Origin of the sequence: Micromonospora sp. NPDC049497 (assembly GCF_044465805.1) — a bacterium.
GTDB lineage: Bacteria > Actinomycetota > Actinomycetes > Mycobacteriales > Micromonosporaceae > Micromonospora.
Genome location: NZ_JBITMC010000005.1, coordinates 1 through 14,241, shown reverse-complemented (window position 1 = coordinate 14,241; position 14,241 = coordinate 1). Strand labels below are relative to the sequence as shown.

16 protein-coding genes are annotated in these 14,241 nt (G+C 73.1%); 7 read left to right on the top strand and 9 right to left on the bottom strand.

Annotated features, from left to right (window positions below; genetic code table 11):
• Nucleotides 1–264 precede the first annotated feature (264 nt).
• Nucleotides 265–696 (bottom strand): preprotein translocase subunit TatB, encoded by a 432-nt coding sequence (locus tag ACIBR0_RS09420; protein ID WP_357028735.1) that lies wholly within the window; start codon nucleotides 694–696, stop codon nucleotides 265–267.
• 73 nt (nucleotides 697–769) lie between these two features.
• Nucleotides 770–2,107: a S1C family serine protease gene (locus ACIBR0_RS09415; protein ID WP_396713860.1), complete on the bottom strand. Its 1,338-nt coding sequence runs from the start codon at nucleotides 2,105–2,107 to the stop codon at nucleotides 770–772.
• Nucleotides 2,108–2,383: 276 nt separating this feature from the next.
• Between ACIBR0_RS09415 and ACIBR0_RS09410 the strand changes: the two genes are divergently transcribed.
• Nucleotides 2,384–2,971, top strand: coding sequence for an O-methyltransferase (locus ACIBR0_RS09410; protein WP_396714326.1), 588 nt, complete (start codon nucleotides 2,384–2,386; stop codon nucleotides 2,969–2,971).
• Nucleotides 2,972–3,121: 150 nt separating this feature from the next.
• Here the strand turns inward: ACIBR0_RS09410 and ACIBR0_RS09405 are convergent, their stop codons facing one another.
• Together ACIBR0_RS09405 and ACIBR0_RS09400 are read right to left on the bottom strand one after the other, a co-directional pair.
• Nucleotides 3,122–4,588 (bottom strand): leucyl aminopeptidase family protein, encoded by a 1,467-nt coding sequence (locus ACIBR0_RS09405; RefSeq protein WP_396713858.1) that lies wholly within the window; start codon nucleotides 4,586–4,588, stop codon nucleotides 3,122–3,124.
• A 156-nt stretch (nucleotides 4,589–4,744) separates the two neighbouring features.
• Nucleotides 4,745–4,912: a DUF3117 domain-containing protein gene (locus ACIBR0_RS09400; protein WP_007455245.1), complete on the bottom strand. Its 168-nt coding sequence runs from the start codon at nucleotides 4,910–4,912 to the stop codon at nucleotides 4,745–4,747.
• A gap of 190 nt (nucleotides 4,913–5,102) precedes the next feature.
• Between ACIBR0_RS09400 and ACIBR0_RS09395 the strand changes: the two genes are divergently transcribed.
• Both ACIBR0_RS09395 and ACIBR0_RS09390 read left to right on the top strand, forming a co-directional pair.
• Nucleotides 5,103–5,921: a PaaX family transcriptional regulator C-terminal domain-containing protein gene (locus ACIBR0_RS09395; RefSeq protein WP_396713856.1), complete on the top strand. Its 819-nt coding sequence runs from the start codon at nucleotides 5,103–5,105 to the stop codon at nucleotides 5,919–5,921.
• 4 nt (nucleotides 5,922–5,925) lie between these two features.
• Complete coding sequence (locus ACIBR0_RS09390) at nucleotides 5,926–6,717, top strand: enoyl-CoA hydratase-related protein (protein WP_357037144.1); 792 nt, start codon at nucleotides 5,926–5,928, stop codon at nucleotides 6,715–6,717.
• A gap of 41 nt (nucleotides 6,718–6,758) precedes the next feature.
• Here the strand turns inward: ACIBR0_RS09390 and ACIBR0_RS09385 are convergent, their stop codons facing one another.
• Nucleotides 6,759–7,382 carry a hypothetical protein gene (locus ACIBR0_RS09385; protein ID WP_396713854.1) on the bottom strand — a complete coding sequence of 208 codons (624 nt, stop codon included), beginning with the start codon at nucleotides 7,380–7,382 and terminating at the stop codon, nucleotides 6,759–6,761.
• A 12-nt stretch (nucleotides 7,383–7,394) separates the two neighbouring features.
• A complete protein-coding gene (locus tag ACIBR0_RS09380; RefSeq protein ID WP_396713852.1) occupies nucleotides 7,395–7,976 on the bottom strand; it encodes a DNA-3-methyladenine glycosylase I in 582 nt (193 codons plus the stop codon).
• Nucleotides 7,977–8,047: 71 nt separating this feature from the next.
• On the opposite strand from ACIBR0_RS09380, the gene ACIBR0_RS09375 reads away from it, so the two are divergent.
• A complete protein-coding gene (locus ACIBR0_RS09375; RefSeq protein ID WP_396713850.1) occupies nucleotides 8,048–8,938 on the top strand; it encodes a sterol desaturase family protein in 891 nt (296 codons plus the stop codon).
• A gap of 12 nt (nucleotides 8,939–8,950) precedes the next feature.
• On the opposite strand, the gene ACIBR0_RS09370 is transcribed toward ACIBR0_RS09375, so the two are convergent.
• The gene (locus ACIBR0_RS09370; RefSeq protein WP_396713848.1) at nucleotides 8,951–9,448 is read right to left on the bottom strand and encodes an SRPBCC family protein; all 498 of its coding nucleotides are present in this window, start codon (nucleotides 9,446–9,448) and stop codon (nucleotides 8,951–8,953) included.
• A complete protein-coding gene (locus tag ACIBR0_RS09365) occupies nucleotides 9,445–10,092 on the bottom strand; it encodes a DivIVA domain-containing protein (protein ID WP_396713846.1) in 648 nt (215 codons plus the stop codon). Before ACIBR0_RS09365 ends, ACIBR0_RS09370 begins: the two co-directional genes overlap by 4 nt.
• Nucleotides 10,093–10,357: 265 nt before the next feature.
• Between ACIBR0_RS09365 and folP the strand changes: the two genes are divergently transcribed.
• Entirely contained in the window at nucleotides 10,358–11,227 is an 870-nt protein-coding gene (folP, locus tag ACIBR0_RS09360; protein ID WP_396713844.1) for a dihydropteroate synthase, read from the top strand.
• A gap of 18 nt (nucleotides 11,228–11,245) precedes the next feature.
• Here the strand turns inward: folP and ndhC are convergent, their stop codons facing one another.
• On the bottom strand, nucleotides 11,246–11,623 hold the full coding sequence (gene ndhC / locus ACIBR0_RS09355; RefSeq protein WP_357037634.1) for an NADH-quinone oxidoreductase subunit A: 378 nt from the start codon (nucleotides 11,621–11,623) through the stop codon (nucleotides 11,246–11,248).
• Between the two features lie 130 nt (nucleotides 11,624–11,753).
• Here ndhC and ACIBR0_RS09350 point away from each other — a divergent pair, with 130 nt between their 5' ends.
• Both ACIBR0_RS09350 and ACIBR0_RS09345 read left to right on the top strand, forming a co-directional pair.
• Nucleotides 11,754–13,187, top strand: a complete 1,434-nt coding sequence (locus ACIBR0_RS09350) for a hypothetical protein (protein WP_396713842.1) — start codon at nucleotides 11,754–11,756, stop codon at nucleotides 13,185–13,187.
• A 346-nt stretch (nucleotides 13,188–13,533) separates the two neighbouring features.
• On the top strand, nucleotides 13,534–14,241 hold a 708-nt coding region (locus tag ACIBR0_RS09345), incomplete at its 3' end, for a 2-oxoacid:acceptor oxidoreductase family protein (RefSeq protein ID WP_396713840.1).

The following is a 14,241-nucleotide window of genomic DNA, read 5'->3' as shown; positions in this document are numbered from 1 at the left end:
GACGCCTCGGATACCCCGACATCATTCACGTCGAGTGGATCTTGCTTCCCGTTCCGGATGACGGATGGAACCGACCACATCCTGGGCACGCCGAGCGCGCGAGACCGACCCGGCGTGGAGGTGCGGTGCCCGGAGACCGACCCGCTTCGTAGGCCGCCCCGCGTGGGTCCCTGCCCGGCCTGGGCGCGCACGCCCTGAAGACCGAACAGGCCCGACCGGACGTCCCCCGATCCGCCCCGTCACAAGGCGAAAGACGAACCGGTGTCAGGTGGCGTCGTCGTAGCTGACGCGGGGGGCGGGAGCCGGGGTGGGTGCGCCGCCGTCGGTGGCCGTCGCCGGGCGGTGGCCGTTTCCGCGCAGGTCCGCCGCCGAGGCGACGTCCTTCAGCTCGTTGTGCACGCCGGTCACGTCCGCGCGAAGGTTGTCGTAGACGCCCTGCAGCGGCTTCCGGATCGCCGCCTCGTCCTCCTCGCTGAGGAGGTGCTTGCGGATGAACGCCTTCGGGTGCAGGTCCTCCAGCTGGATGTCCGTGCCCAGCTCGCGGCTCAGGTCGGTGGTGGCGTTACTGGCCATCCTGCGCAGGTTCCGCACCATCCGCAGGCCGTCGTTGATGACCGCGGGCAACCGGTCACCGAAGATCAACAGCGCCAGGAGCAGCAGCGCACCGATCTCCCACCAGTTCAGGTTGTCGAACACCGCACGGGCCTCCTCTCGGCGTCAGGGCAAGCCTACGCACGTCACCCCCGCACCGGGGAGGGGGTCGCGCCGCTCACTTCGCATCTGCGGCGAGGGTCACCGAGGCGTTCTGGCGGGCCGACCCGCGCCGGTACTCGACCGTCACCACCGACCCGGGCGCGAACTTCCGCACCAGGGCGATCAGGTCGGTCGGTTCCGTCATCGGGCGTCCGTTGAGCTTGAGGATGACGTCGCCGGCCTTCAGCCCGGCACCGGCCGCCGGGCCGGACGGCTCCACGGACGCCAGGCGTACGCCGGCGCCGCCGCCCAGGCCGGGACCACCGACCTGGGCCCCGATGACCGTACGGCGGGCCTTGCCGGTGCCGATGATGTCCTGGGTGACGCGCTTGGCCTGGTTGATGGGGATGGCGAAGGCGAGACCGATGTTGCCCGCCTCCTGCCCGTCCGCGACCAGTGACTTGATCGTCGAGTTGACGCCGATCACCCGGCCGGCTCCGTCGACCAGCGGGCCGCCCGAGTTGCCGTGGTTCACCGCCGCGTCGGTCTGGATCGCCGCGTAGTACCGCGTCGGCCCGCCCGGCTCACCCGCCTGCATGGTCCGGTCGAGGGCGCTCACGATGCCGGCGGTGACCGTGTTGGCCAGCGACAGCGGCGAGCCGATGGCCAGCACCGGGTCACCCACGGCCAGGGCGTCGGAATCGCCGAACTCGACGGGACGCAGGCCGGACTTGGCCACCTTGATCACCGCGATGTCCGATTCCGGATCCTGCCCCACGATCTCGGCGGGGGCCGAGCTGCCGTCGTTGAAGATCACCGCGGCCCGGCCGGTGGCGGTGGCCAGCACGTGGTCGTTCGTGATCACGTGGCCGTCGGCGCTGACGATGAAGCCCGAGCCCTCGCTGGTGCCGCCGAGGCTGGCCACCCGGACGGTGACCACGCTGGGCAGGACGCGTTCGGCCACCCCGGCCAGTGACTCGGGTCGCCGCTGGGCGAGACCCGGCGCCTCGGTGGCACCGGCACCGAGCACGGTGCCGACGCCCGCGCCGCCGCGCACCGCGAAGGCGTACCCGAGGGCACCGCCCAGGGCGCCCGCGAGCAACGCGGTGACCAGCGGGACGATCAGCAACTGCCGCAGGGTGGGCCGGCCGGGCGCGTCGGGGTCGACGACCGGCTCCGGATCCGTCCCGGTGCCGGCCGGAGCGGGCACCACGACCGCGGCCGGCGCCGCCGGGTCCCGCCACGGGTCGGCGAGTGCGTCACTCCACCACGGCGACGTACCGCCGCTGCCGGGGCCCTGCGACGCCGTCGGCGGCCCCGCCGGCGGATACGCCGACCCCGGCGGTCGCGCCGGTGCCGGGTGTCCCCCGGGCCGGCGCCAGTCCCAGCCGTCGGTCACGTCGGTGCCTCCCACTCCGTCCCCCGGTCCCCCGCTCCACGACCCGGGAGGGGCCGGGTGGCGATCGGCGGGACACCGCTTCCAGGATTACACGGATGCCACGCGTGGAGTCAGCGGTTGCCCCTCGTGATCGTCGGTGGCGGACGCGCGGCTGCGCCCTCCGGAGGCCGCCTCTAGGCTCACAGTGCCCACCCGCCCCGCACCACACGCGCCGCCCGGAGGTGTCCCATCGCCACGGTCGCCGGTTCCGGCAGTTCGACGAGCCCGGCTGTGCAGTTCGCCGAGTCGTACGTGACCGAGGACCTCGTCCTGCGGACGGCCCGCAGCCTCGCCCACGAGGTCGGCATCGAGGCGGTCACGCCCGGCTCGGGGGCCGCGCTGCGGCTGCTGGCCGCGGCCGGCAACGCCCGGGCGGTGGTGGAGATCGGCACCGGCACCGGGGTGAGCGGCGTGTGGCTGCTGCGCGGCATGCGGGCCGACGGCGTGCTCACCACCATCGACGTCGAGGTGGAGCACCAGCGGATCGCCCGCCGCATCTTCGTCGAGGCGGGCTTCCCCCCGGGGCGGACCCGGATCATCACCGGCCGCGCGCTGGACGTGCTGCCCCGGCTCGCGGACGGCGCGTACGACCTGGTCTTCGTCGACGCGGAGTCGACCGGCTTCGCCGCCTGCGTGGACGCCGCGCTGCGCCTGCTGCGGCCGGGGGGCGTCCTGGCCCTGAACGGCACGATGGCCGGCGGCCGGATCGGTGACCCGGCCGCCCGGGACGTCGAGACGGTCACCATCCGCGAGACGATCAAGGCGCTGCGGGAGTCCGAGCACTGGATCCCGGCGATGCTGCCCCTAGGCCACGGCCTGCTCGCCGCCGTCAAGTGCTGACCGCCCGGCCCTGACCTCTGCGCCGCGCAGTTTCACGGAACAAGTGGCCATCCGACACGGAATGGGCACGCTTTCGGTGAAACTGCGCGGACGCCGGGGGCACGCCGGGCGGCGCGCGGGGCGGCACGCCGGGGCGGCGCGCGGGGAACGTCAGCGGAGGGTTGCCAGCCAGCGGAGCAGGGAGCGTACGCCCCACCCGGTCGCGCCGCCGGTCAGTTCGGCGTCGTCGCCGTCGGCCCAGGACGGCGCGGACATGTCGATGTGCAGCCACCGGTCCCGCAGGTCACCGGTGAACTCCCGCAGGTACAGGGCGGCGGTCACCGACCCGGCGCCCCGGTCCGGGGAGCTGTGCAGGTCGGCGAGGTCGCTGCCGAGGTACTCGACGTAGTCGGCGGGCAGCGGCATCCGCCACGCCGCCTCGCCGGCCGCGTCGACCGCCGCCAGCACGTCGGCCGCGAGCCCGTCGTTCTCGCTGTACAGGGCGCCGTGACGTTTGCCGAGTGCCACCGCGTTCGCGCCGGTCAGCGTGGCCAGGTCGACCAGCAGGTCGGGCTTGAGTTCCCGCACGGCGTACGCGAGCGCGTCGGCGAGGACCAGCCGGCCCTCCGCGTCGGAGTTGGTGGTCTCGCTGGTCACACCGCCGTAGTGCCGGACGACGTCGCCGGGGCGGAACGCGGAGCCGCTGACCATGTTCTCGGCCAGCGGGGCGAGCGTGGTGACCCGTACGGGCAGGCGCAGCGCCGCCGCGCCGAGGGTGGCCCCGACGACCGCCGCGGCACCGGCCATGTCCTTGCGCATGAGCTTCATCGCCGGCACCGGCTTGATCGAGATGCCGCCGGTGTCGAAGGTGATGCCCTTACCGACGAGCACCACGTGGGTGGTCGCCCCGGCGGGGTGCCAGTCCAGCTCGACCAGGCGTGGACCGTTAACCGAGCCGGCGCCGACGGCGAGGATGCCGCCGAAGCCCTCGGCGGCCAGGTCGGCCGGCTCGCGTACCCGCAGGGTCAGGTCGGGCAGGTCGGCCGCGGCAGCGCGCACCTGCTCGGCGAACCACTGCGGGTTCTTCACAGAGGAGGGCATGTTGGTGAGGTCACGGGCCAGGGCGGTCATCCGGCCGGTGGTGCGGGCCGCCTCGACGGCGTCGGCGTGGGTGGCCGGATCGGCGACCACCAGGTCCACGTCGGTCAGCGACGGCGTCGGGCCGGCGTCGGTCAGGCGGAACCGGTACGACGCGAGCAGCAGCCCCTCGACGAGACCACGCACCGCCGCCGGGGAGGCGTCGTCCGGCAGGGCGAACGTGATGTACGTCTCATCCCGCGCCGCGCGGGCGAGGGCCGCGCCGGCGCGTCGCCAGGCCGCCTCGTCGCCGTCGCCGGTGCCGACCAGCAGCAGTCGGCCGGGGGTCCGTCCGGGCCGCAGGTGTGCGTACGTCTCGCCCGGCGCGCCGGTCAGCCGGGTGGCGGGGACCAGTGCGGCGACCTCCTCGACGACACCGGCCGGCAGTGCCGTGGTGACGGACACCGGCTCCGGTCGTGACTCCTCCCCGCGGGCCGGTCGGACGGGCAGGGCGAGGGTGTCGAGCCGCTCGGGCTCGGCGAGCAGACGGATGGCGAGCACGCGGGGCCGTACCTCCAGGAAGATCGCGGGGGTCGCGGACCCCGCGGGGACGTCGTGGGGCCCGGCCCCACGGAAACGAAGACCCTGAGCCACCGGCGTCGCCGGTGGCTCAGGGCTCGACGAACCGCCCGCGCCTGCGCGCGGACCGCTCCTTCATCAGCCGGCGGCCGCCTTCAGCGCGTCACCGAGTGCGTTGGCCTCGTCGGGAGTCATCTCGACGACGAGCCGGCCACCACCCTCCAGCGGGACCCGCATGACGATGCCCCGACCCTCCTTGGTGACTTCCAGCGGACCGTCGCCCGTCCGCGGCTTCATCGCCGCCATGTTGTCTCCCCTCAGACCTGAACCAGGGTCGGTGGGTTGCCCCACAGCCACTTCGCCATGACCACCCGCAACCGGTGCGGGGGTGTCGACCAACGATTTTCCCTGATGAACACCGCCGGACCCAAACCGAAGCAGCATTGATGTAACAGCATCTAGCTTATCTTGAGAAGGCCTGTCACAATGTGCGGTCATGCAGGCACGGTCGGCACTCTTCGACCTGTACGGCGACTACCTCCGACCGAGGGGTGGCCGGGCACCGGTCTCCGCCCTGGTCAAGTTGCTCGCACCGCTGGGCGTCGCCCCGCCGGCGGTGCGTACGGCGGTGTCCCGGATGGTGCGCCAGGGATGGCTCGAACCGCTCCGGCTCAGCTCCGGGCCGGGATATTCGATCACACCGAAAGCCGCGCGTCGCCTCGACGAGGCGGCCGCCCGGATCTACCGCACCGGCCGGATCACCTGGGACGGCCGGTTCGACCTGCTCGTCCTGGAGGCGCCCACCTCGCGCCGGGAGCGCCAGCGGCTCGCCGCGAACCTGACCTTCCTCGGCTACGGCACGCTGGACGAGTGCACCTGGGTCGCCACGCGGCCCGGTGAGGACGTCGACCTGCTGCTCGACGAGGCGGGCGTGCGCTACGAACGGTTCACCGCCGCCCACACCGCCGGCACGCCCGGCGCCATGGGCGTCGTCCGCCGGGCCTGGGACCTGGCCGAGATCGGCCGGGCGTACGAGCAGTTCGTCGCCGAGCAGCGTCCACTGCTGGGCGGCCTGACCACCCGCAGCCCGGACGAGGAGGCGTACGCGGCCCGGTTCCGGCTCGTGCACGCGTGGCGTACCTTCCTGTTCCGGGACCCGCAACTGCCACCGGCGCTGCTCCCCGAGCGCTGGCCCGGCACCGCCGCGGCCAGTTTCTTCGACCGCCACGCGGCCCGGCTCCGGCCGGCCGCCGACCGGTACGTCGAGTCGTGCCTCGACGCCGGTAACCGCCTCGCCCGACAGAAGGGTCGTTGACACCGTGACCGAGCCGCTGCTCGTCGACCGCACCGACGCCGTGGTCACCCTCACCCTGAACCGCCCGACCGCGATGAACGCCCTCGACGTGGCGCTCAAGGAGGCCCTCCGGGACACCCTCGCGGAGCTGGAGACCGACCGGTCGTGCCGCGCGGTGGTGCTCGCCGGGGCGGGCGGGTCGTTCAGCGCCGGGCAGGACCTGCGCGAGCACGTGCAGACCCTGGAGTCGACCACCGGCAACCCGCTGGACACGGTCCGGGCGCACTACAACCCGATCGCCGCCCGGCTGGCCAACCTACCCAAGCCGGTCGTCGCCGCCGTCCGGGGAATGGCCGCCGGGGCCGGCGCCTCGCTGGCCTTCCTGGCCGACATCCGCATCGGCGGGCCCTCGACCAGCTTCCTCATGGCGTTCGCCAAGGTGGGCCTCGCCGCGGACACCGGCGCCTCCTGGACGCTGCCCCGGCTGGTCGGCCACGCCAAGGCGGTCGAGCTGCTGATGCTCGCCGAGCCGGTACGCGCCGAGGAGGCCTGCCACCTGGGCCTGCTGAACCGCCTGGTGGCCGACGACGAGGAGGTGCTGCCGGCAGCGCAGGAGCTCGCCGCCCGGCTCGCCGCCGGTCCGACCATCGCGTACGGGGCGATCAAGCGGCAGCTCTCCATCGCCGACGCCGGCACCCTCGCCGACGCGCTCGCCGCCGAGGCGCAGGCGCAGTCCATCTGCGGAGGCACCGCCGACCACCGCTCCGCCACGATGGCCTTCGTGAACAAGCAGAAGCCGGTCTTCGAGGGGCACTGAGCGCGATCCGCTCCTGACCCACCCGCCGCGCGGCGGGTGGGTCAGTCGTCCTCCTCCGGGTCCTGGTTGGCCTCGGCGCCGAGCACGAACGCCTGCATGGCCAGCTCGTCACCGGACGGCGAAACGAAGGCGGGCAGCTCGCGCGGGCCCAGCTCCTGCACGTACGCCCAGAACAGCCGGACCGCCTCGGCCGGCGAGTCGGCCTCGATCGGCAGGTCGAGGCTGACCAGCCAGGACCGCCGCAGCGGCGGCGGGCCGACCCGGTCGGCCAGCTCGCGGAAGACGGCCGGGTCCAGTGCGGTGACCCGCCCGTCGAGCGTCAGCGCGTCGGCCGGCACCGGCTCGTCGAAGACCCGCCGGGTGTACGCCACCACCAGCGTCCCGCCGAACCGGTCGGACTCCGGGTCCTCCGGGTCCTCCCGCTGCTCCCCGCCGCCGGTCACGACCCGGCCCAGCGCCACCAGGCGGGGCGGCGCGTCGGCCAGCACGGCGACCTCGTCGCCACGGCGGGGACGGGCGTCACCGTCCAGGCCGGTCAGCTCCAGCGTGTCGTGGTGGACGAGCCGCTCCGCCTCGTAGCGCCCCGCCGGCAGCAGCACGGCCCAGGCTCCCGTGCCCCCGGCGGGACGGATCGGGTCGGTCCGTGGCGCGGTGTCGGTGCTCATGCCCCCATCCCATCACGCCGCACCGGCCGACACGACGTGGCAGCCGGCAAGGTGATCGTCGACCATTCCGGTGGCCTGCATCAGCGCGTACGCCGTGGTGGGGCCCACGAACCGGAAGCCGCGCTTCTTCAGCGCCTTGGCCATCGCCGTGGACTCCGGGGTGAGCGCGGGCACCTCCGCGAACGAGGTGGGGTGGGTCGGCCGGGGCGGCGGCGCGAAGGACCAGAGCAGCGCCGAGAGCCCGTCGGGCAGCTCCAGGGCGGCACGGGCGTTGGCGACCGCCGCCTCGATCTTCGCGCGGTTGCGGACGATGCCGGCGTCGGCGAGCAGCCGGGCGGTGTCCGCCTCGGTGTAGGCGGCCACCGTCTCGATGTGGAACCCGTCGAAGGCGAGCCGGAACGCGGGACGCTTGCGCAGGATGGTCAGCCAGGACAGGCCGGACTGGAACGCCTCCAGGGTCATCCGCTCGTAGAGGGCGTCGTCGCCGCGCAACGGTCGCCCCCACTCGGCGTCGTGGTAGACGGCGTAGTCGGGGGTGCTCGCGCCCCAGGCGCAGCGGGACAGGCCGTCGGGGCCGATCACCAGGTCAGTCACTCCCCCACGCTAGGGCAACCCACCGACAGGCCATTGCCTCGGACCCGAACGCTGCCTAAGGTGCTGGTGGCATGAGGGAGTTCCCGGACGTCATCGCCTGGTCGATCCCGGCCTTCCTGCTGCTGGTCGTGCTGGAACGGGTGTCGTACCTGCTGCACCGCGACGACGACGAGGTCGGCTACTCGGCCGCCGACACCGCCACCAGCCTGGCCATGGGCCTGGGCAGCGTCTTCACCGACCTGCTGTGGAAGATCCCGATCGCGGCGGCGTACGCGCTGCTCTTCACGCTCACCCCGCTGCGCGTCGCGGAGGTGTGGTGGAGCTGGCCGCTGGTGCTGCTGGCGCAGGACTTCTTCTACTACTGGTCGCACCGCAGCCACCACGTGGTCCGCATCCTCTGGGCGTCGCACGTGGTGCACCACTCGTCGCAGCGGTTCAACCTCTCCACCGCCCTGCGCCAGCCGTGGACCGGCCTGACCAGCTGGGTCTTCTACGTCCCGCTGATCCTCGCCGGGGTGCACCCGGCGGTCCTCGCCTTCTGCGGCTCGGTCAACCTGCTCTACCAGTTCTGGATCCACACCGAGCGGATCGACCGGCTGCCCCGCTGGTACGAGTTCGTCTTCAACACGCCGTCGCACCACCGCGTGCACCACGCCTCGCAGGGCGGCTACCTGGACCGCAACTTCGGCGGCATCCTCATCGTCTGGGACCGGCTCTTCGGCTCGTTCGCGGCGGAGAAGGAGCGCTGTGTCTACGGGCTGACCAAGAACATCGGCACCTACAACCCGCTGCGCGTCGCCTTCCACGAGTACGTCTCGATCGCCCGGGACGTACGGGAGGCGGCCACCTGGCGCCAGCGGGCGGGGCACCTGCTCCGGGGCCCCGGCTGGCGACCCGAGCCGGAGCCGACGGCCCCGGTCGCGGCACCCGCCCCGAGGCCGGCCTCCGCGCCGGCCACCTGACCCGCTTCCGGGTCAGGGGATGCGGCCCTGCTCGACCATCCGGCCGAACTTCTTCAACGCCTGGGTGAGGCTGACCTTCGAGCCGGGCCAGAGCAGCGGCCAGGCGACCCGGCCGGCGGCACCACCGGGCACGTGGAACCACTCGTGCCAGACCACCTGCGTCCGGTCCCGTTCCAGCGGGGTGCAGCGCAGCACGCCGGGCCCGCGCAGGAGCCTGCCGCAGTGGACCACGCCGATCTCGTAGGGCGCGTCGACCCGGACGACCCGCATCTCGTCCCGGAGCACGGCCGGCCCGATCGCGGTGACCGCCTCGATGAGGCTGCCCTCACCGCCGTCGCCCTCGACGATCGTGACCTTCGTGAACGGAATCCAGTCCGACTGCCGTTCCCAGGCGATCAACGCCGCGAAGACCCGTTCGGCCGGCGCGTCGACGATCACCGTCGCGGTGACCTCGCCGGCACCGCGCCGGGCCACCTCGCCCAGGTCGTCGGCATGCCCCGGCCCGCTCACGCCGACTCCGACCGGACCGCCGGCCGGCGCTGCCCGGCCTCGTCCACCGGGTCCGCCGGGTCACCGGCCTCGGCGGGGACGTCGTCGTCCCGGTCCGGCCGACCGGCCGCGGGGATGTCGTCGCCGGCCGTGCCCGACACGGGGTGCAGGGTGCCGGTGGTGGACGGTGCGTCGGTGTCGCCGGGCGGTGCCGGTGCGTCGGTGCGGCCAGACGTGGAGGCGTCGGTGCGGTCGGTGGCGCCCGTGACGTCGACCGGGGCGACGTCCGACGTGCTGGCGGTGGCTCCGGCGGAGCGGTCGCGGGCGGCACGGAGCGCGTCCGCGTCCGCCGTCCGTCCCTCGCGCAACGCGGCGACCTCCGCCTCCAGCACGCCGATCAGCTCCGACTTGTAACCGATGTCGTAGGCCGCGCGGCGCATCGCCTGGTCGACCTGGGCCATCCGGTACCCGCGCAGCGCCGTGTCGAAGCGGACCTCACCGACGTCGGACTCGCGCAGCGGACGGGCGCCCGGCAGCGGCACGGCCCGACCGTCCGGCTCCGCCGGCGCCAGGCCGGGATCCCGGCCGGTGACCAGCACCGTCACACCGAACACGACCGCCGCGACGGTCAACGCCACGACCAGCAGGAGCAGAACCTGACCCATGTCACAGATCGTGGCACGTCCAACGGGCCGGAGCGAGCCCTCCACACACCCGGGTCTCGACCCGTCCACCCTGACCTGCGGCCCCGCCCCTGAGACCGGGCATGGTCAACTCGCGAACCCGGGACGCGCCGCGCCGCGGAACGCCGGGGAGCGCCGGCACGGGGCTGGCGGACCGGCCCGTGGGACCGGGCCGGTCGGGACGGGTTAGCGTCGTAGACCGGCCGGCGGTGGCGGATGCCGACGGTCAGGACCTTCGGGAGGCGGCATGGCCGGGGCGCTTCGGCTCGGTGGGCGGACGTTCGGCCCCGGCGAGCTGGCGGTGATGGCCATCGTCAACCGCACCCCCGACTCGTTCTTCGACCGTGGCGCGACCTTCGCACAGGACAGCGCGCTGCGGGCGGTGGAGCGGGCCGTCGAGGAGGGTGCCGAGATCATCGACATCGGCGGGGTCAAGGCCGGGCCGGGCGCCGAGGTCGACGTCACGGAGGAGATCGGCCGGACGGTCGACACCATCGCCGCGGTCCGGGCCGCCTTCCCCGACGTGGTCATCTCCATCGACACCTGGCGGGCGGAGGTGGCGACGGAGGCCGTCGCGGCGGGGGCGGACCTGCTCAACGACACGTGGTCCGGTGCCGATCCGGCGCTCGCCCGGGTCGCGGCGGAGACCGGGGCGGGGTTGGTCTGCTCGCACGCCGGCGGGCTCGCGCCTCGCACGAGGCCGCACCGCGCCGCCTTCGACGACGTCGTGGCGGACGTGGTCGCGACGGTGACCGGGCTCGCCGACCGTGCGGTCGCCCTGGGCGTACGCCCCGACGGCATCCTGATCGACCCGGCGCACGACTTCGGCAAGAACACCCGTCACTCGCTGGAGATCACCCGGCGGTTGGACGAGCTGTCCGGCACCGGCTGGCCGCTGCTGGTGGCCCTGTCGAACAAGGACTTCATCGGGGAGACCCTGGACCTGCCGGTCGCCGAGCGGCTGGAGGGCACCCTGGCAGCCACCGCCGTGTCGGCCTGGCTCGGTGCGCGGGTGTTCCGCGCCCACCAGGTCCGCCCGACCCGCCGGGTGCTGGACATGGTCGCCTCGATCCGGGGCGACCGTCCGCCCGTGGCGACCCGCCGGGGGCTCGCCTGAGCGCGCCGGGGTGACCGGTCAGGTCCAGCGGAGTATGTTCTTCCGCCAGGCGTAGAGGATGCCCAGCGCCAGCACGGCCACGAAGAGGGCCATCTCCACCACGGTGACCATCCCGAAGCCCGGCCGGTCGAAGACGACGGCCCACGGGAAGAGGAACACCGACTCCACCGCGAACAAGACGTAGAGATACGCGTACACGTAGTAACGGATCTGCATCTGCGCCCAGTCCCCGCCGACCGGGTCGAGCCCGCACTCGTACGCTGCTCGCTTGCCGAAAGGATCAGCCGGACGGGCAGGACGTAACACCCGATTGGCTGAGAACGCTGTAACGAAGAAGAGAACGCTGGCGAGCAGCAACAGCCCGAGTGTCGCGTACGAGCCCAGGTAACCGTTCACGGTCGGTCAGCCTACCGTCCGATCGGGTCGCCGGCTCCGAACACGTTACGAAGTTGTTTCCGCTCAGGACTAGTGCACTGGGGCAACGATTACCGAGTATGAGAACCTCACTCATCGTCACGGAGGACAGATGGCCCGCCTGGACCACCGACCCGGCCGTCGATCACGCCATCTGCGTACCGCCTCGATGCTGACGTTCTCCCTGGCGATCGGGCTGGCAGTGGCCGCCGCGCCGGAGCTGGCGGTCGCCGGGTCCGGCAACGGCGCGATCGTCACCGTGGCGAATCCGGTGGATCCCCCCGACGGGACGATCACCGACCCGGCGGAGGATCCGGCCGACGAGACACCGACACCGGACCCCACGGCCACCGAGCCGGTGCCGACGAGCCCGCCGCCGACGGAGCCGGAGACGTCACCGCCGGCGCCGCCGACCACCGCGCCGGCGCCGGTGCCGACGACGATCGCACCCGCGCCGGTCACCACCGCGCCCACCACCGCGGCTCCGACGACCGCGGCACCGCCACCGGCTCCTCCGGCCCCTCCGGCTCCGCCCCCGCCCCCGCCGGCCGCGCCGGCTCCGGGCGGCCCGGTGGCCAGCCCGGTCAGCGTCCAGGTCACCACGGGCGACGTGGCGCTCTCGTCCGCGTACTGGAACGCGCGGTCGACGGTGACCAGCCTGCGGGTCACGGTCACCAACACGGGCCGCGTCGCCGAGGAGATCCGCCTCGGCTACACGCTGCCCGCCGGCGTGACCGACGCCGGCACGAGGGGCTGCGCCGCGACCGGCGGCGGGGAGCACCGCTGCGGCGCGTGGACGAGCGAGCCGGGCGCGCGCTTCAGCACCACCCTGCGGGTCCGGGTCAGCGGTCAGGCCTGGCGGCAGATGCCCCTGAGCGGCTCGGTGCAGGTCACCGCGAGCGCGCTCGGCGGCGGCGGCACGGTGAGCGACAACGAGGGCTTCGCCGTCCTCTTCCCGCCCGGCCCCCCGGTTCCCGGGATCAAGCTCCAGGCCAACGAGGTCGCCTTCGACATCAGCGGCGCGGCCAGCAGTCTGGCCGTCCTCCTGGGCAACACCGGCGCGGTGGACGCCGCCGGTGTGGTGGAGGTCGTCCTGCCGGCCGGGGTGACCGTGCCGGCGCCCCCGTCCGGGTGCGTCCCGGTCGACCCGACCCGTACGCGCTGCGACCTCGGCTCGGTGCCGGCGGGGCGTACCGCCGAGGTGCGGCTGCCGGTGACCGCGACACCGGAGGCGCAGCGCAATGCGCCACTGGCCGGGGCGGTGGTCGGAAAGCTCGACCCGCTCAGCGGCCGGGCCCGGCAGGTGCAGATGAGCTTCCGGATCACCGCGGCGGCGGCACTGGCCACCCCGGCGGCGTCCGAGCCCGCGCCGACCGGGTCCACGGGGGTGCTGGCGGCCGGCGCCGGGGCGGGTGCCGGCGGCGGGATGTCGTCGGTCCAGCGCACCGCGGTCATCCTCATCGGGATCTCGACGGTGCTGGTGGTGCTGGCCCTCGCGCTCGCGACGACCTCGCTGCGCCGACGGATGACCGCCCCCACCGACTGAGGTGCAAGGAAGGGCCCCCCGTTAACGCCTGGCGTGGTACGGGGGGCCCTTCTTAACGCCGGTGCGAGGGCCGGCAGCGGTGGTCGTGATCTGGATTACGGCGCCCCGGGCAAAACACCGCAGAAGCGGATGAAAGCCGGCTGATAGCGATCCCAGCGGGCGGACCTCCCGGCAGGTTGACCGGTAGATCCGACGTAGGCTCTGAAGTGAGTAACGACAGCGGGCCGGACAGCCACGGGCGGTGCGGTTACAGGGTGCGTCAAGGAGGTCACGTGGCCGGGCAAGGCGAGGTCACCATCGGATTCGGCCGCCCGTGCGATCGCACCGGGCGAAGCGAGGTGCAGGCGTGACCAAGCAGATCCGTCAACTCGACCGGGTCGTGATCCGGTTCGCCGGTGACTCCGGTGATGGCATGCAGCTCACCGGTGATCGTTTCACGTCGGAGACGGCCCAGTTGGGTAATGACATCTCGACGTTGCCGAACTTCCCGGCGGAGATTCGGGCGCCTGCCGGCACCCTTCCGGGGGTGTCGAGTTTTCAGGTGCATTTCGCCGACTACGACATTTTGACTCCGGGGGATTCGCCGAACGTGTTGGTGGCGATGAATCCGGCGGCGTTGAAGGCGAATGTGGCTGATCTGCCGCGTGGTGCGGACATCATCGTGAACACCGACGAGTTCACGAAGCGGAATTTGGCGAAGGTGGGCTACCAGGTCAGCCCGCTGGACGATGATTCGCTGGCCGGGTATGCGGTGCATCCGGTGGCGTTGACGTCGATGACGGTGGGTGCTCTGGCGGAGTTGGCGGTGTCGAAGAAGGACGCCGAGCGGGCGAAGAACATGTTCGCGTTGGGTCTGCTGTCGTGGATGTATTCGCGGCCGTACGAGTCGACGTTGCGGTTTTTGGAGCGGAAGTTCGTCAAGCGTCCGGAGTTGGTGGCGGCGAACGTGGCGGCGTTCCGGGCCGGTTGGAACTTCGGGGAGACCACCGAGGATTTCGCGGTCCGGTACGAGGTGAAGCCGGCGAAGATGCCGGCGGGCACGTACCGCAACATC

Excerpts from the sequence above, each read along its gene's own strand:
- ACIBR0_RS09400 (WP_007455245.1), bottom strand. The coding sequence starts at position 4,912 with ATGGCGGCGATGAAGCCGCGGACGGGCGACGGTCCGCTGGAAGTCACC.
- folP (WP_396713844.1), top strand. The coding sequence starts at position 10,358 with ATGGCCGGGGCGCTTCGGCTCGGTGGGCGGACGTTCGGCCCCGGCGAG.
- ACIBR0_RS09395 (WP_396713856.1), top strand. The coding sequence starts at position 5,103 with ATGCAGGCACGGTCGGCACTCTTCGACCTGTACGGCGACTACCTCCGA.
- ACIBR0_RS09385 (WP_396713854.1), bottom strand. The coding sequence starts at position 7,382 with ATGAGCACCGACACCGCGCCACGGACCGACCCGATCCGTCCCGCCGGG.
- ACIBR0_RS09375 (WP_396713850.1), top strand. The coding sequence starts at position 8,048 with ATGAGGGAGTTCCCGGACGTCATCGCCTGGTCGATCCCGGCCTTCCTG.
- ACIBR0_RS09350 (WP_396713842.1), top strand. The coding sequence starts at position 11,754 with ATGGCCCGCCTGGACCACCGACCCGGCCGTCGATCACGCCATCTGCGT.
- ACIBR0_RS09365 (WP_396713846.1), bottom strand. The coding sequence starts at position 10,092 with ATGGGTCAGGTTCTGCTCCTGCTGGTCGTGGCGTTGACCGTCGCGGCG.